12 protein-coding genes are annotated in these 17,008 nt (G+C 72.1%); 9 read left to right on the forward strand and 3 right to left on the reverse strand.

The annotated features are described in order from the left end of the window. Window positions 1-53: 53 nt before the first annotated feature. On the reverse strand, window positions 54-4,718 hold the full coding sequence (locus tag ABZ434_RS33080) for a DEAD/DEAH box helicase (protein WP_359144753.1): 4,665 nt from the start codon (window positions 4,716-4,718) through the stop codon (window positions 54-56). A 284-nt stretch (window positions 4,719-5,002) separates the two neighbouring features. Here ABZ434_RS33080 and ABZ434_RS33085 point away from each other — a divergent pair, with 284 nt between their 5' ends. Genes ABZ434_RS33085 through ABZ434_RS33095 form a run of 3 tightly spaced genes read left to right on the forward strand, consistent with a single transcriptional unit; the run spans window position 5,003 to window position 7,120 of the window. Then, on the forward strand, window positions 5,003-5,866 hold the full coding sequence (locus ABZ434_RS33085) for an AraC family transcriptional regulator (protein ID WP_359144756.1): 864 nt from the start codon (window positions 5,003-5,005) through the stop codon (window positions 5,864-5,866). Window positions 5,867-5,876: 10 nt separating this feature from the next. Beyond that, window positions 5,877-6,818: an AzlC family ABC transporter permease gene (locus ABZ434_RS33090; protein ID WP_359144759.1), complete on the forward strand. Its 942-nt coding sequence runs from the start codon at window positions 5,877-5,879 to the stop codon at window positions 6,816-6,818. Beyond that, on the forward strand, window positions 6,815-7,120 hold the full coding sequence (locus ABZ434_RS33095) for an AzlD domain-containing protein (protein ID WP_359144762.1): 306 nt from the start codon (window positions 6,815-6,817) through the stop codon (window positions 7,118-7,120). Before ABZ434_RS33090 ends, ABZ434_RS33095 begins: the two co-directional genes overlap by 4 nt. 34 nt (window positions 7,121-7,154) lie before the next feature. On the opposite strand, the gene ABZ434_RS33100 is transcribed toward ABZ434_RS33095, so the two are convergent. After that, the gene (locus tag ABZ434_RS33100) at window positions 7,155-8,069 is read right to left on the reverse strand and encodes a hypothetical protein (RefSeq protein WP_359144765.1); all 915 of its coding nucleotides are present in this window, start codon (window positions 8,067-8,069) and stop codon (window positions 7,155-7,157) included. Between the two features lie 79 nt (window positions 8,070-8,148). On the opposite strand from ABZ434_RS33100, the gene ABZ434_RS33105 reads away from it, so the two are divergent. The 4 genes from ABZ434_RS33105 (at window position 8,149) to recX (ending at window position 11,877) form a co-directional block, all read left to right on the forward strand. Then, window positions 8,149-8,343 (forward strand): DUF3046 domain-containing protein, encoded by a 195-nt coding sequence (locus tag ABZ434_RS33105; RefSeq protein WP_359144768.1) that lies wholly within the window; start codon window positions 8,149-8,151, stop codon window positions 8,341-8,343. A gap of 184 nt (window positions 8,344-8,527) precedes the next feature. Continuing rightward, window positions 8,528-9,697, forward strand: coding sequence for an AI-2E family transporter (locus ABZ434_RS33110; protein ID WP_359144795.1), 1,170 nt, complete (start codon window positions 8,528-8,530; stop codon window positions 9,695-9,697). A gap of 299 nt (window positions 9,698-9,996) precedes the next feature. Further along, entirely contained in the window at window positions 9,997-11,130 is a 1,134-nt protein-coding gene (gene recA / locus ABZ434_RS33115; protein WP_359144771.1) for a recombinase RecA, read from the forward strand. A 3-nt stretch (window positions 11,131-11,133) separates the two neighbouring features. Then, window positions 11,134-11,877 (forward strand): recombination regulator RecX, encoded by a 744-nt coding sequence (gene recX / locus ABZ434_RS33120; RefSeq protein WP_359144774.1) that lies wholly within the window; start codon window positions 11,134-11,136, stop codon window positions 11,875-11,877. Between the two features lie 136 nt (window positions 11,878-12,013). Here the strand turns inward: recX and ABZ434_RS33125 are convergent, their stop codons facing one another. Further along, on the reverse strand, window positions 12,014-12,655 hold the full coding sequence (locus ABZ434_RS33125) for a hypothetical protein (protein WP_359144777.1): 642 nt from the start codon (window positions 12,653-12,655) through the stop codon (window positions 12,014-12,016). Between the two features lie 704 nt (window positions 12,656-13,359). Here ABZ434_RS33125 and ABZ434_RS33130 point away from each other — a divergent pair. Both ABZ434_RS33130 and ABZ434_RS33135 read left to right on the forward strand, forming a co-directional pair. Further along, window positions 13,360-14,013, forward strand: a complete 654-nt coding sequence (locus ABZ434_RS33130) for a helix-turn-helix domain-containing protein (RefSeq protein WP_359144780.1) — start codon at window positions 13,360-13,362, stop codon at window positions 14,011-14,013. Next, entirely contained in the window at window positions 14,010-16,568 is a 2,559-nt protein-coding gene (locus ABZ434_RS33135) for an FtsX-like permease family protein (protein WP_359144783.1), read from the forward strand. The genes ABZ434_RS33130 and ABZ434_RS33135 overlap by 4 nt, the downstream gene beginning before the upstream one ends. Window positions 16,569-17,008 lie beyond the last annotated feature (440 nt).

The raw sequence follows: 17,008 nt of genomic DNA on the forward strand, positions 1-17,008 counted from the left end.
TGATGCGCGGGACGGTGGATGCGGGCGCACGTGCCGGTGCCGGTGTCCCCGGATCAGGCGCGCAAACGCAGGCCCCTCGGGGTGGCGAGGAAGCCGGCCGATTCCAGCGTGCGCCCGAGCGGTGAGGTGAGCGACGAGACTCCGTTGGTGCGCTCCACCGTGACCGTGCCGAGGGCTCCCGCGCGGGCGGAGGCGGCCAGGGCCGTCGCCGCTGCCCGGAGCGCGGGGGCGTCCGGATCGGTCGGCCAGGCCAGCAGTGTCTTTCCGCCGCGCTCCATGTAGAGAGTCAGCTCGCCGTCGACCAGAACCACGAGGGATCCTGCCTTGCGACCCGGTTTGTGCCCGGCCCCGGCCGGCGGCTCGGGCCATGGCAGGGCCGCTCCGTAGGCATTGGCGGGATCGGCCGCGGCGAGGACCAGGGCGCGCGGATCCGCGCCCGGTTCCGTACGGTCGCGGGCTGTGGAGGCCGCGCGGAGCCGGTCGACCGCGCCGTCCATGGCGAACTGTGCCGCCCCCAGCCCTTCCACGACATAGCCGCGGCGCGCCTGCCCGTTGTCCTCGAATGCGGACAGCACGCGGTACGCGGCGGAGAAGCCGCCCTCGACGCCCTCGGCCTGAACGGCGCCGCGTGTCACCACGCCGTGCCGGTCCAGGAGGGTGCGGGCCAGGGCGTGGGCCCGGTGCGTGGGCTCGGGCTCGGTGGGCGGCAACAGGGACCAGCGGCCCGAGACCGTGGGCGGACCTGTGCGCGAGACAGGGCGGGCCGAAGCCGTCAGCGAGCCGTAACGGCCGCGCGGAACACTGCGTTTCGCGCGGTGCGCGGTCGATCCGGCCGTGCGCCCCGAGCCGAGGAGCGCCCGCAGCGGCGCGAGGGTGTCGTTGGTGAGACGGCCCGACCAGGCGAGGTCCCAGAGGGCGTCCGCGAGTTGGGGATCGGTGGACTCTGGGTGCGTGGTGGCGCGGACCTGATCGGCGATCTGGCGGAAGAAGAGCCCGTACCCGCCGCTGAGCGCGGTCAGCACGGATTCGTGCAGCGCGCTGAGTTCCAGCGGGCGCGGGGGAGGCAGGAGCAGGGGTGCGCTGTCGGCCGGATACAGGGAGAGCCAGCCGTCCTTGCCCGGCAGGGCGCCCGCACCGGCCCACACGACCTCGCCGGTGGTGGTCAGTTCGTCCAGGAGCGCGGGGGAGTAGCCGCTGACGCGGCTGGGGAGGATGAGCTTCTCCAGCGCTGATGCGGGGACGGGCGCGCCCTGCAACTGCTCGACGGCACGCGCCAGTCCGTCGATGCCGCGCAGGCTGTTGTCCCCGAGATGCTGCCACTGGGGGAGGAACCCGGCCAGCGCGGCGGGAGGCACCGGCTCCAGCTCATGACGGAGCGCGGCGAGCGAGCGGCGCCGCAGCCGACGCAGCACGGTGGCATCACACCACTCCTGGCCGATACCGGCGGGGTGGAACTCGCCCTGGACGATCCGGCCGGAGGCCGCGAGACGTTGCAGCGCACCGTCGGTGACGGCGATACCCAGGCCGAACCGCGCGGCCGCCGCGGTGGAGGTGAACGGGCCGTGCGTACGGGCGTAGCGGGCGAGGAGGTCGCCCAGCGGGTCCTTGACCGGTTCGGTGAACGCCTCGGGGACGCCGACCGGGAGTGCCGTGCCCAGGGCGTCGCGAAGCCGCCCCGCGTCCTCGATGGCTGCCCAGTGGTCGTCGCCGCCGATACGGACCCGGATGGCCCGGCGGGCCGTCGCCAGCTCCTGCGCCCACTGGGGCTCGGCTCCACGCTCGGCCAGCTCCGGATCGGTGAGCGGGCCGAGGACCCGCAGCAGATCGGCGACCCCCTCGACGTCCTTGATCCGGCGGTCCTCGGCCAGCCACTGGAGCTCCCGCTCCAGCTCGGTCAGGACGTCGGCGTCGAGCAGTTCGCGCAGCTCCGCGCGGCCCAGCAGTTCGGCCAGGAGGTGGGAGTCGAGGGAGAGGGCCGCGGCTCGTCGCTCGGCGAGCGGCGAGTCGCCCTCGTACAGGAACTGCGCGACATAGCCGAACAGGAGCGATCGGGCGAACGGGGAGGGTTCCGGAGTGGTGACCTCGACCAGACGGATCCGGCGGGCCTCCAGGTCACCCATCACCTCGGTGAGTCCGGGCACGTCGAAGACGTCCTGGAGGCACTCGCGGACCGCTTCCAGAACGATGGGGAACGAGCCGAACTCGGAGGCTACCTGGAGGAGCTGGGCAGCCCGCTGACGCTGCTGCCACAGCGGCGTGCGCTTCCCGGGGCTGCGCCGCGGCAGCAGCAGCGCGCGGGCCGCGCACTCGCGGAACCGCGAGGCGAACAGGGCGGAGCCGCCCACCTGCTCCGTGACGATCTGCGCGATCTCACCCTGGTCGAAGGCGACATCGGCGGCCCCGACAGGGGGCTGGTCGCTGTCGAGGGCCATGTTGGCCGGAGGGAGCGGCGCGCCGCCGGGGTCCCGGGTCGCGTCCTGCGCGGGGTCGAAGTCGAGGAGATCGAGACCCATCATGTCCGCGTCCGGGAGCCGCAGCACGATGCCGTCGTCGGCGTGCATGACCTGGGCGTCCATGCCGTATCGCTCGGCGAGGCGGGCGCTGAGGGCGAGCGCCCACGGGGCGTGCACCTGGGCGCCGAACGGGGAGTGCACGACGACGCGCCAGTCGCCCAGCTCGTCCCGGAAACGCTCGACGAGGATGGTCCGGTCGTCCGGCACATGGCCGCAGGCCCGGCGCTGCTCGTCGATGTAGGACAGCACGTTGTCCACGGCCCACGTGTCCAGCCCCGCGGCCAGCAGCCGCTCCCGCGCGTCCTGCGGGGAAAGCCCGCCGAGCTCGCGGAGGAACGCGCCGAGCGCACGCCCCAGCTCCAGCGGACGGCCCAGCTGGTCGCCCTTCCAGAACGGCAGCCGTCCCGGCACGCCCGGCGCCGGCGAGACCAGGACTCGGTCGCGGGTGATGTCCTCGATCCGCCACGACGTCGTGCCCAGCGTGAAGACGTCGCCGACGCGGGACTCGTACACCATCTCCTCGTCCAGCTCGCCGACCCTGCCGCCGCCCTTCTTGGGGTCGGATCCGGCGAGGAAGACCCCGAAGAGGCCGCGGTCGGGGATGGTGCCGCCGGAGGTGACGGCGAGCCGCTGGGCGCCGGGGCGGCCCGTGACCGTACCGGCGATGCGGTCCCAGACGACACGGGGACGCAGCTCGGCGAAGGCGTCGGACGGGTAGCGGCCGGCCAGCATGTCGAGCACGGCGGTGAAGGCCGACTCCGGGAGCGAGGCGAACGGGGCGGCCCGGCGGGTCACCGCCAGCAGGTCGTCCACCTGCCAGACGTCCAGGGCGACCATCGCGACCAGCTGCTGGGCCAGCACGTCCAGCGGATTGGACGGGACCCGCAGCGCCTCGATGGATCCCTCACGCATCCGCTCGGTGACCACGGCCGCCTGCACCAGATCGCCCCGGTACTTCGGGAAGACGACACCGGTGGAGACCGCGCCCACCTGGTGCCCGGCACGGCCGACCCGCTGGAGCCCGGAAGCGACCGACGGCGGAGACTCCACCTGGATCACCAGGTCGACGGCCCCCATGTCGATACCCAGCTCCAGACTGGAGGTGGCGACCACCGCGGGCAGCCGGCCCGCCTTGAGGTCCTCCTCGACCTGCGCGCGCTGTTCCTTGGAGACCGATCCGTGGTGGGCCCGGGCGAGGAGCGGGGGCGCGCCCTTCGCCGCACCGGACTCCGCCATGACCTCGGCGGGGGAGTGAGCCTCCGGCATCGTCTCGCCGGTGGCCCGCTCGTACGCGATCTCGTTCAGCCGGTTGCAGAGCCGCTCGGCGAGACGGCGGGAGTTGGCGAAGACGATCGTGGAGCGGTGGGCCTGGACGAGATCGGCGATCCGTTCCTCGACATGGGGCCAGATCGACGGCTTGTCCGACTGGCCGGAGTCCGCGTCGGTGGCGGGGGAGCCGCCGAGCTCCCCGAGATCCTCCACCGGTACGACCACCGACAGATCGAACTGCTTGGTGGACGGCGGCTGGACGATCTCCACCTTCTGCCGTGGCGAGAGGAAACGTGCGACCTCGTCGACCGGGCGGACCGTGGCCGACAGGCCGATGCGCCGGGCCGGGCGGGGCAGCAGCTCGTCGAGCCGCTCCAGCGACACGGCGAGATGGGCACCGCGCTTCGTCCCGGCGACCGCGTGCACCTCGTCGAGGATCACCGTTTCGATACCGGCCAGAGCCTCCCGGGCCGAGGACGTCAGCATCAGGAAGAGGGACTCGGGGGTGGTGATCAGGATGTCCGGCGGCCGCGTGGCCATCGAGCGACGCTCGGCGGGCGGGGTGTCGCCGGACCGGATCCCCACACGCACCTCGGGCTCGGACAGACCCAGGCGCGCCGATTCCTGGCGGATGCCGGTCAGCGGCGAGCGGAGATTGCGCTCCACATCGACAGCGAGAGCCTTGAGGGGCGACACGTACAGCACACGGCAGCGCTTCTTCGCCTCCGCGGGCGGTGGGACCGCGGTCAGCTGGTCCAGGGCGGCGAGGAAGGCGGCCAGGGTCTTGCCCGACCCGGTCGGCGCGACGACCAGGACGTCCGATCCCTCACCGATGGCCCGCCAGGCACCTTCCTGCGCGGCCGTCGGCGCTGCGAAGGCCCCCGTGAACCAACTGCGGGTCGCGGGGGAGAACGAATCGAGTGCGGAGCCGGTCATGTCCCCATCGTGCACCCCACCACTGACAACGGCCCGGAAACGCCGCCGCCAGGCCTCGTGCACCCGTTCGTGAGCGGGAGCGGCCGGCCTCGTGTACCCGCCGTGAGCGGGAACGGCCAGGTCTCGTGCACCGTCCGGGAGCGGTCCGGCCGGCCGGGCCGCCGTTGCGCCGAAGGCCCCGAGCTCGCAGTTGGCAGCTCGTAACTGCCGGCCCGCAGCCGTCAGCTGTCGGGCCGCGGCCGCCGGTTCGGAGCCCTTGGCCCGCAGCCTGCGAGAATTCGAGCATGGCAGGAGCGACGGGGCCGACGGAATGGGCGAGGCACTGGCAGTACGCGGAGCTGCCCGGCCTCGACCTGCTGCGGGCCCGCTACATCCGCCACGCCTTCCCGCGTCACAGCCACGAGGGCTATGTGTTCGGCGCCGTCACCCACGGCGTCGAGGACGTCGAGCTGCCCGGCGGCACCGTCCACGCGGGCCCGGGCTCCGTCGTCATGATCAATCCGGAGGTGCCGCACACCGCCAGGGCCGGTGTTCCCGAGGGCTGGGTGTACGCGACGCTCTACCCGTCCTCCCGGGCGATCAACGACATCGCGGCCGACCTGACGCATGTGCGCGGCACCGTCGGCTTCACGGAGACCGACGTGAGCGATCCGTACGCGGCGCGGCTGATCGCCGAGGTGCACCGGGCAGCGGAGGAGGGCAACGCCCTGGCGGCGGACAGCGTGCTGCGGGTCCTGGTCACGCGCCTGCTCACGCGGCACGGCAGCGCCCTGCCCGCCCCGGCGCCCCGGACAGCCGGGACGCGGGACGCGGCGCGTGCCCGTGCCGTGCTGGAGAGCCGGATGACGGAGCCGCCCACCCTGGAGGCGCTGGCCACCGAACTCGGTACGAGCCCGTTCGCCCTGCTCCGCGCCTTCAAGAAGCACTACGGGATGCCGCCGCACACCTGGCTCACCGATGCCCGCGTCCGGCGTGCGCGACGGATGCTCGACTCGGGCACCGCCCCCGCGGCGGCGGCCGTCGCGGTCGGCTTCACCGACCAGCCGCATCTCAACCGCCATTTCACCCGGATCGTCGGGGTGCCACCCGGCGCCTACCAGCGCGAACGCGCAAGAACGTACAAGACCGGACCCGGACCGTCCGGGTAGTTTGCCGGGCGTGGCAGAACAGACAGCACCCCCTCGGAGCGCGGCCGGCCCAACCGGCGGCAGCGCGACCGCCGCCGGGACCAAGCCGGACGCGGCCGTCGTGCGTGACGCGCTCGGCGTCGGCATAGCCGTCGGTCTCTCCGGCTTCGCGTTCGGCGTCACCTCGGCAGGCTCGGGACTGAGCCTGCTGCAGACCTGCGCGCTGAGTCTCCTCGTCTTCACCGGCGCCTCCCAGTTCGCCCTGGTCGGCGCCCTGGCCGCCGGCGGCAACCCCTACACCGCGGCTGCCGGCGCCTTCTTCCTGGGCGTACGCAATTCCTTCTACGGCCTGCGGCTGTCGCAACTCCTCGCGCTCCCGCGTGCGCTGCGCCCTCTTGCCGCCCAGTGGGTCATCGACGAGACGACCGCCGTGACGTTGCCCCAGCCCACCCGGCGCGCCGCCCGTATCGGCTTCACCGTCACCGGGCTCACGCTCTACGTGCTGTGGAACCTCACCACACTGACCGGGGCGCTGGGCGCCGAGGCGCTCGGTGACACCGCCGCCTGGGGGCTGGACGCGGCAGGCCCTGCCGTCTTCCTCGCCCTGCTCGCACCGATGCTGAAGAGCACGACGGAGCGGGTCACCGCCGCGCTCGCCGTTCTGCTCGCCCTCGGGCTCCTGCCGGTACTGCCCGCAGGAGTGCCGGTACTGCTGTCCGCCCTCGCGGCGCCCCTCGTCCTCTTCCTGACGGGACGCGGCAAGGACCCTGCGCCGGGCCCTGAGGACACCTCCCTGCGACGCGGTGAGGACCGGGCGCCGAGCCCGGCGGCAGCTCTGCGACGTGAGGAGGACCCTGCGCCGGGCCCTGAGGACACCTCCCTGCGACGCGGTGAGGACCGGGCGCCGAGCCCGGCGGCAGCCCGCGATGCCGGGGAACCGTGCACCACCACCCCGTCGGAGGACGGTCGATGAACGTCTGGATCGCCATCGCGCTGACAGCCGTCGGCTGCTACCTCGCCAAGCTCCTCGGCCTCCTGGTGCCCGCCGGCGCCCTGGAACGCCCCCTCGTGCAGCGCCTCGCCGCCCTTCTCCCGGTGGCTCTGCTGGCTGCCCTGACCGCACAGCAGGCCTTCGGTGAAGGACAGCAGCTGGTGCTCGACGCCAGGGGTGCTGGCCTCGCCGCCGCAGCTCTCGCCCTCGTCCTGCGCGCACCCTTTCTCGTCGTCGTGGGGGTGGCCGTGGCCGTCACCGCCGGCGTGCGCGCACTCGGCTAGCCGACGCGCACAGACGGTCCTGCGCGCCCGGGTGTCAGTCCAGGACGCGCCCGTACGCCCGCAAGGTCTGCAGGGCTCTGAGCGTGACCAGGGGGCGCCCCTCCAGAGCGGTTCCCGGGGCCCACTGCCGCCAGCTCACCGGCCAGCCGCCGTCCCCCTGCTGCTGGGCCGCCAGGTGGTCCAGCGCGCGATCCATCTCCGCGTCGGTGAACCAGCGCCGGGCGAGCGATTCGGGCGCGCGGGCGTAGTCGTACGGAAAATGCTGCTCACCCGGCGCGTACCCGGGGGCCACGGGGTATTCCGCACGCCGTTCCGGTTCCAGGGCGACGAGGCGCTGGTCGCGCACCAGGCGGCCGAGCCGGTCGGCCGCGGCTTCGGCCCGCGGCCGGTCGGGCGCACCGTCGAGGAAGGCGACCGCGGCTTCGATCTCATAGGGATGCGAGGCCTCCAGGGCGTCGACGGCCGCCCAGCAGAAGTCCGTGGCCCGGAACAGCCAGGCGTGCCACACCGAATTGCGGTGGAGGAGCCCGACGACGGGCCCGGTGACCAGGAGCTCGGCCGGTGGGTGGTCCACGATCGGGATGAACGGGGCGGCCGGGTAACCGCGTTGTGAGGGAAGCAGGGCAGGTAAGGCGCCTTCCTTGGTCGACACGTCGGTCAGGAATCGGCAGATCCGCTCCACCCGGAGCCCGCCGCAGCGGTCGATGGAGTCGAGGACGCTCAGCGCGTGTGCCGTGTGCAGCGGCTGGCTCACGGGCCCTCGCAGATCGGGTTCGAGCGCGTGACCGTACCCGCCGTCCTCGTTGAGGAAGGCGGCGAGTGCCGTTTCCACGGCGTCCGCACTTCCTTTCAGGAAGTGATGGGCGAACCGCCGCTGTTCTAGGACACGGGCCGTGAGCCAGATGAACTGCTCGGCACGATTGAGGGGACTTGTTCCGGTTCCAGCCATGCACCGACCGTAGGGCGGCAATCGCCCTCGGCAAGGCCTGGCGGCCAGGCTGCACTCTCAGGAGCGGGATACTGGTGGCATGCGGTTGACGATTTTCTGGGAACGGATGGCGGACCACTTCGGCGCGGGGTACGCCGATTCCTTCGCGCGTGACCATGTGATGGCGGAGCTCGGAGGGCGCACCGTGTGCCAGGCCCTTGACGCGGGGTGGGACGCAAAGGACGTGTGGCGCGGGGTGTGTACGGCCGTCGACATCCCCCCGGACAAGCGCTGAAGCGCATTTCGACGTGGTGCGGCGGGCGGGCCGCCCCCGGGGTGTGCGACCGGTTGTCCGAGCAGTAGGCGAGACTTGCTCCGTGGCACCGACAGACGAGACCGCTCAGACACAGCTGCCCTTCGACCCGCCCGTCCCGCCGGCTGCGCCACCGCCCCCGCCGGCCGGCGACGGGCGCGCCCGGATGCCCGGCTGGCTGCCGCGTGCCATGGTGCTGGCCCTGGCTCTCTACGCCTGTTTCCGGCTGGGCAGCTGGGCCTTCGACCAGCTCATCGGTCTGTTGATAAATGTGCTGATCGCCTTCTTCGTGGCGCTCGCGATCGAGCCCGCGGTGAGCCGTATGTCGGCCCGCGGCATGCGCCGGGGCTTCGCCACGTTCCTGGTCTTCCTCGGTGTGCTGATTGCCGGTGCCGGTTTCATCACACTGCTCGGTTCGATGCTCGCGGGCCAGATCGTCGACATGGTGGAGGACTTCCCGAAGTACCTCGACTCGGTGATCAACTGGGTCAACCAGAACTTCCACACGGACCTCTCCCGCCTTGAGGTGCAGGACAGCCTGCTGCATTCCGACTGGCTGCAGAAGTACGTCCAGAACAGTGCGACGGGCGTTCTCGATGTGTCCACCACGGTCCTCGGCGGCCTGTTCCGGCTGCTGACGATCTTCCTCTTCTCGTTCTACTTCGCGGCCGACGGCCCACGGCTGCGCCGCGCGCTGTGCTCCGTCCTCCCTCCTTCCCGGCAGGCAGAGGTGCTGCGGGCCTGGGAGATCGCGGTCGACAAGACGGGCGGGTACCTCTACTCGCGCGGACTGATGGCGCTCATCTCCGGAATCGCGCACTACATCCTGCTGCTGGCCCTCGGGGTGCCGTACGCACCGGCGCTGGCGGTCTGGGTGGGGCTCGTCTCGCAGTTCATCCCCACGATCGGTACGTATCTGGCGGGCGCCCTGCCGATGCTGATCGCGTTCACCGTCGACCCTTGGTACGCGCTGTGGGTCCTCGGTTTCGTCGTGGTGTACCAGCAGTTCGAGAACTACGTGCTGCAGCCCAAGCTGACCTCGAAGACCGTCGACATCCATCCGGCGGTGGCGTTCGGCTCGGTCGTCGCCGGTACGGCACTGATGGGCGCCGTCGGTGCGCTGATCGCCATCCCGGCCGTCGCCACGCTGCAGGCCTTCCTCGGTGCCTACGTGAAGCGCTACGACGTCACGGACGACCCTCGGGTACACGGACGCCATCAGCGGCGGCGCGGCGAGCCGGTGTTCGCGCGGCTGCGGCGGCTCTGGCGTGCCCCCGAGGCCGAGGGCGGCCAGGGGGAGGACGAGGAGCCGGGGGGCCCGCGACCGCGCTCCTGAACGGCGGAGCCCTTCCTGTCCGTATCGTCCTTGGCTCATCGACAACCGGCGGGTGTGGCACATCTTGCTTTTGCGCCTATATGTCCGATATCGGGACGCTATCCTGGGGGCGAGTCGGTGCGGCGTGGTGCGCTTGACACCAAAATCGAACATCCATTCTCATGGGATTCCGGCCGGGTTTTCCCGGGCTCGACCGTGGAGTTGTCCACAGGCCGGGAGGACGTCGAGGCCCATTGTCAGTGGCAGGGGTTAGCGTCTTTGACGTGAAGCGATCGACTCAAGCAAATCGGGTGGAACCCATGGCAGGAACCGACCGCGAGAAGGCGCTGGACGCCGCACTCGCACAGATTGAACGGCAATTCGGCAAGGGCGCGGTGATGCGCCTCGGCGAGCGGCCGAACGAGCCCATCGAGGTGATCCCCACCGGGTCCACCGCGCTCGACGTGGCGCTCGGCGTCGGCGGTCTGCCGCGCGGCCGTGTGGTGGAGGTGTACGGACCGGAGTCCTCCGGCAAGACGACGCTGACGCTGCACGCGGTGGCGAACGCGCAGAAGCTCGGCGGCTCGGTGGCCTTCATCGACGCCGAGCACGCTCTCGACCCCGAGTACGCGAAGAAGCTCGGCGTCGACATCGACAACCTCATCCTGTCCCAGCCGGACAACGGTGAGCAGGCCCTCGAGATCGTGGACATGCTGGTCCGCTCGGGCGCGCTCGACCTGATCGTCATCGACTCCGTCGCGGCGCTCGTGCCGCGCGCGGAGATCGAGGGTGAGATGGGCGATTCGCACGTGGGTCTGCAGGCCCGCCTCATGAGCCAGGCGCTGCGGAAGATCACCAGCGCGCTCAACCAGTCCAAGACCACCGCGATCTTCATCAACCAGCTCCGCGAGAAGATCGGCGTGATGTTCGGCTCGCCGGAGACCACCACCGGTGGCCGCGCGCTCAAGTTCTACGCTTCGGTCCGCCTCGACATCCGCCGCATCGAGACGCTCAAGGACGGTACCGACGCGGTCGGTAACCGCACCCGCGTCAAGGTCGTCAAGAACAAGGTCGCGCCGCCGTTCAAGCAGGCCGAGTTCGACATCCTCTACGGCCAGGGCATCAGCCGCGAGGGCGGCCTGATCGACATGGGCGTGGAACACGGCTTCGTCCGCAAGGCCGGCGCCTGGTACACGTACGAGGGCGATCAGCTCGGCCAGGGCAAGGAGAACGCCCGCAACTTCCTCAAGGACAACCCCGATCTCGCCAACGAGATCGAGAAGAAGATCCTGGAGAAGCTGGGCGTCGGAGTCCGGCCCGAGGCCGATTCCGCCGCCGAACCCGGCGCGGACGCGGCAGGCGCGGCGGCGGCTCCGGCCGACAGTGCGGCGAAGTCGGTGCCCGCTCCGGCCGGCAAGACCAAGCCGGCCAAGACGGCGGCGGCCAAGAGCTAGACCGTGACGCGTCGTACGGAGTGGCCGGGCAGCGCCGCCGATCCCGGCGCGGGCCCCGGCCCCGAATTCGCCGCCGGACACACGGCCGGAGCCGACAACGAGTCCGACCTCTTCCACGAGCCGGCCGGCAGGGCCGGCCGTGGCAGAAGCACGGGCTCGGGAGCCGGATTCGGTGAGGGGGCGGGGCGCCGCTCCCGCTCCAGGGACAGCGGTTCCCCCTCCTCGTCGAGGGCCGAGAAGGGGGAACCGCGAGACCCGGTCGAGCAGGCGCGCAACATATGCCTGCGCCTGCTCACCGGGACCCCGCGCACCCGCAAGCAGCTGGCGGACGCCCTGCGCAAGCGGGAGATTCCGGACGAGGCGGCCGAAGAAGTGCTCTCGCGCTTCGAGGACGTAGGGCTGATCGACGACGCCGCGTTCGCCGACGCCTGGGTGGAGTCCCGCCACCACGGCCGCGGTCTGGCCCGCCGCGCGCTCGTCCGTGAGCTGCGGACCAAGGGCGTGGACGCCGCCGTGATCGACGAGGCTGTCGGGCAGCTCGACTCCGAGCAGGAGGAGGAGACGGCGCGTGAGCTCGTCGCGCGCAAGCTCAGGTCCACCCGGGGCCTGGAGCGCGACAAGCGGCTTCGCCGCCTGGCGGGCATGCTCGCCCGCAAGGGGTACGGGGAAGGCATGGCCCTGCGCGTGGTGCGCCGGGCCCTTGAGGAAGAGGGCGAGGACACGGAGGGGCTGGACGAGCCCTTCTGAGGGGCAGCGTGGCCCGTCGCGCGGCACGCGTTGCTCGGATGCGTCGCCGGCATGCGTTGCCGGGCACGTGCATGCGACGCTCGGCACCCGTCCGAGGTGCGTCGAGCGCCTACGCCGCTGTCCGACGGTCGCCCTGCTACTGCCCGGCGCGGGCCGCACGGCTGATCGTGGCGTCGATCAGCGCGAGGGCGTCCGAGGCGGTGCGTCCCGGGTAGCGGTTCCACGGCCCGATCAGCCCGGTCCATCCCTGCGAGCGGAGCTCGGAGATCAGCCATGCACCGGCCCGGTCGACGGTCTGCCCCGATCCGTAGCCCAGACGGTGCGCCGTGAGCATGGCGCCACAGATGCAGCGGGCGCCCCGCGCGTTGCGGAGCCGGTAAGGGGTGTTCTGCCAGCCCCATTGGGTCAGGATCTGCCGGGCATGGGCGAGATGGACGGAGGGCCGCACCTCCGACTGTCCGATGCGCCGCCAGGCGTGGAGGCGGTCGGGAAGTACCGCACCGAGACGCCCAGGAAGGGGGCGCTCCCGCGGCAGGGCAGAGGGCAGTGCGCGCACCGTGTCGGCGATGAGCTGTTCCACCGGTACGGACAGCAGATCGCGCCAGTCGCCCGACGGGGCAGGACGTTCCTGCGTCACACGGGATGAGCCGATGCCCGGGGGTTCGGGGACGGTCAGGTCCCAGCCCGTGACGATCTGCTGCCAGGCATCCGTGTCATGGAGACGAGCGGCCTGGACGTCGAGCTCGTCGGGCGTGAGGGCGATGGCGGTGGTCGGCATGGGTGCGGGCTCCCCGTCGTAGCGGTGGCATGGCGATGCCGTGGCGGTCCTCGCCGTTGAGCCGAATGTCCGTCCGGTCCGCGGTTCGCTCCACCGGAGCAAGGCCATACGGGTGTGTCGCAACGGATTCCGGGGACGACGAACGGGCCATGCCGGGGCGGCGAGTGCCCGGGCCCGCGGAACGGGCTCCCTGCCACGTCCGGGCACGGCGGCACGGGGAAGTCCTGCCGCGCCCGGACGTGGCGAGATGGGGGACTGCCGTGACGGGGCACGGCGGCACGGGGAAGTCCTGCCGCGCCTGGGCGTGGCGAGATGGGGGACTGCCGTGGCCGGGCGCGGCGGAATCCTGCCGCACCCGGGTCCGATGGGGGGCCTTCGGTCGGCGGGCGATTCTCCGCGCCCCGGCTCCGGCTCCGGCACGGGAGGTCTCGCGCAGGGGGCTAGCCGTCGCACCCGGGTCCGATGGGAGGCCTTCGGCCGGCGGGCGATTCTCCGCGCCCCGGCTCCGGCTCCGGCACGGGAGGTCTCGCGCAGAGGGCTAGCCGTCGCACCCGGGTCCGACGGGAGGCCTCCGGTCGCCAGGCACTCCCCAGCGCCCCGGCTCCGGCGGCACGGGGAAGTCCCGCGCAGGGGGATAACCCCCCTACGAAGACGCCGGATTGCTCCAGTGCACAGACATCTGTGCACAGAGCAGTGTGTGACGCATGCCAGATGAGCCCGGCGGTACCGAGATCACGGAGCTGGCCGCTCTCAAGGCCCTCGCCCAGCCGCGACGCCAGCAGATCCTTCAACACCTCACCCTGCATGGCCCTGCGACATCGGCGATCCTCGCCCGCGCCCTGGGCCTGAACACCGGGGCCACGAGCTACCACCTGCGCGAACTCGCCCGGTACGGCTTCGTCGCCGACACCGTGCCGCAGGAGTCGGGGGCGCACAGGGCGCGATGGTGGCGGGCCGTTCCCGGCGACCGACGTTTCCCGCCGCCGTCCCGCCGGACACCCGGGATGCGGGTCGTCATGCACGAGCTGAACCGTCACGCGTACGCCGCCGATCTCGAACTCTTCGAGCGGCTCCAGCGCGAGAGCGAGGCCACGGGGGACGCCGGGGGCACCGACGAATGGGCCGACGCGCACGCGTACTCACGCGGCTCCCTACGGCTGACGCTTCCCGAACTCCAGGAGTTCTTCGAGGAGTACATCGCCCTCATGAACCGCTACAAGCGCCCCGACGCCGAGACCCCGCCGGGCGCCCGCACGGTTCACACCCGACTGCTGGCCTTTCCGGGGCCGGGCGAAGGCGCCCATGACCCCCGCGGCTCCCTCACGGACGACGACAGAAGAGAGACGGACGCGTCATGATGCTGCGCTATGCCCTGCGTACGGTCCGCGACCGCAGAGCAGGATTTCTCGGCGCGCTGCTGGCCCTCATGTGCGCCGCAGCCCTCGTCACCGCCTGCGGCACCCTTCTGGAGACCGGTTTGCGTGGACGCATCGCCACCGAGCGCTACGCCGCTACGCCGCTCGTCGTCTCCGCCGACCAGAACGTCCACCGGACCACCGTCAAGCACAAGGGCAACGGGAAGACGAAGGTCAAGCACAAGGCCAAGCCGGTTACCGAGCGTGCCTGGCTCCCCGACACCACCGCCGACCGCATCCGCACCCTGGAAGGTGTGCGCGCGGTCGTCCCCGAACTCACCTTCCTCGCAGAACCGTTGCCGCTCCGGCCCGCCCGGGGAGGAAACGGCGACACGCCCTCGTACGGACACTCCTGGGAGTCGGCCCCGCTCACCCCGTTCACTCTCACTGCCGGTCGCGCCCCTGCCTCGGCCGGCGACGTGGTGATCGACCGGGGTCTCGCCGAACGGGCCGGCCTGACCACCGGGGACCGGCTCACTGTGCAGTCCACGCAGGCTCCTCGTACCTACCGTGTCAGCGGCATCGCCGCCCCGCACGGGCACGGCGCCCTCCGGAAGCAGACGGCACTGTTCTTCTCCCGGGCGGAGGCCGAACGCCTCTCCGCCCGCCCCGGCAAGGTCTCCGCCCTGGGCGTGCTGCCGGCCGCCGGTACGGACACCGACCGGCTGAAGCAGCGGGTCGAGCAAGCCCTCAAGGGCACCAGCGCCCAGGTCTCGACGGGGGACGAACGCGGCCCGGTCGAGTTCCTGGATGCCGCGGGCGCCCGGATCAAGCTGGTCTCCATGGGCGGCGCCATGGGAGGAACCTCGCTGCTGGTCGCGGTACTCGTGGTCGTCGGAACCTTCGCGCTCTCCATCCAGCAACGCCACCGCGAACTCGCCCTGCTGCGTACGATCGCCGCTACGTCGCGGCAGATCCGCCGCCTGCTCGGCCGGGAGGCGCTGGTGGTGGGTGGAGCCGCCGGGGTGCTGGGCGCCCTCGCCGGGCTGCCGCTGGCCGCCTGGCTGCACAGTCGATTCATCGACATGGGTGTGGTCCCGGCGACGCTGGAGCGGACCCCCGGAATCCTTCCCGCCTGTGCCGCGCTCGCCGTCACCCTCCTCGGCGCCTGGGCCGCCGCCCGCATCTCCGGCCGTCGGATCGCCCACCTCCGCCCCGCCGAGGCCATGGCAGAGTCCGCGGTCGAGCGCCGCCGCCCGGCCCGGGGCCGGATCGCTGCCGGTCTGATCCTGCTCATCGGTGGCGGGGTGCTCGTCGCCGTGCTGAGCATCCTGCACACCGAGGCCGCGTCGACCCCGGTCACCTTCCTGGCCGTGGTGGTGCTGGCCACGGCGGTTTCGCTGCTCGGCCCACTCCTGGTCCGGGCGGCCGCGTTCCTCCTGACAGGTGTGCTCCGGGCGGCCGGACATGCCGGCATCCTGGCCACGGCGAACATCCGCGGGAACTCCACCCGGATGGCCTCCGTCGTCACCCCGCTCACCCTGCTCATCGGCATGACCTGCACCGTTCTCTTCGTCCAGCCGACCCTCGGCGACGCCGCCCTGGCCCAGGCCCGTGAGGGCACCCGCGCCACCTGGGTGCTGGGCGCGCGGGGGCCCGGCGTCCCGTCAGAGGCCGCCGAGGCCTTGCGTGCGACGCCCGGAGTCACCGCCGCCACGGAGGTGGTGCGCACCACCGTCCGGGTCGGGCTCGCCAGATACCCGGCCCAGGGAGTCACCACGGCAGGTCTCGCCCGCACCTGGGACCCCGATGTGTCGCGCGGGTCGCTCGCCGCGTTCACCGCCGGCTCCCGCTCCGCCGCCATCAGCGAACTGGCTGCCGATCAGCTCGGCCTGCGCCCCGGCAGCGAACTGAAGCTCCACCTGGGTGACGGCACCCCCGCCACTCTCACGGTCGCGGCGGTGTACCGCCGCGGACTGGGCTTCGGTGACCTGACGCTGCCGCACGACCTGGTCGCCCGGCACATGGACAACCCCCTCGCCGCGACCGTCCTGGTCGCAGGGGAGGCGAGCCGCAGCGAACTGCAGGCCGCTCTGGGGAAGTTCTCGGGGGTCGCCGTCGTCACCCCCGGGACCGCCGACCGGCTCCGGACAGACCGTCAGCAGGAGAACGGCGACGTCAACCTGCTCGCCATGGGCCTGGTCCTGACCTTCACCGCCATCGCGGTCGTCAACACGCTCGCCATGTCGGTCTCCGAGCGGCTCAAGGAGTTCGCGCTCCTCAGGCTGGCCGGGGCGACGCGTCGCCAGGTGCTGCGGATGCTCCGCATCGAGACCCTCTCCGTCCTGGCCGTCGCAACAGCCCTCGGGACCGGTATCGCGCTCGCCGTACTGACCGCGTTCAGCATCGGCATGACAGGCGGCGCGGCGCCCACCGTGGTGCCGCTGGTGTACGCGACCGTGGTGGGCGCCGCCGCCCTGCTCGCCCTGACAGCTACGGCGCTGCCCGGCAGGCTGGCCCTGAAGACCCGTCCGGTGGAGGCCGTCACGAGCCGGTGAGCCGGGCACATCGGCTCCACGACCGTCGGGGCTCCCGGTCACACCTCGACCGGGAGCCCTGCCGCGCCCAACAGGTCACACCTCGACCGGGAGCCCTGCCGCGCCCAACAGGTCACACCTCGGCCGGGAGCCCTGCCGCGCCCAACAGGTCACACCTCGACCGGGAGCCCTGCCGCGCCCAACAGGTCACACCTCGGCCGGAAGCCCTGCCGTGCGCATCAGGTCAGGCCTCGACCGGGAGCCCTGCCGCGCCCAACAGGTCACACCTCGGCCGGAAGCCCTGCCGCGTGCATCAGGTCAGGCCTCGACCGGGAGCCCTGCCGCGCCCAACAGGTCACACCTCGGCCGGGAGCCCTGCCGCGCCCAACAGGTCACACCTCGGCCGGGAGCCCTGCCGCGCCCAACAGGTCACACCTCGGCCGGGAGCCCTGCCGCGCCCA

This window comes from Streptomyces sp. NPDC005761 (assembly GCF_040630635.1).
In the GTDB taxonomy this organism is placed as follows: Bacteria; Actinomycetota; Actinomycetes; order Streptomycetales; family Streptomycetaceae; genus Streptomyces.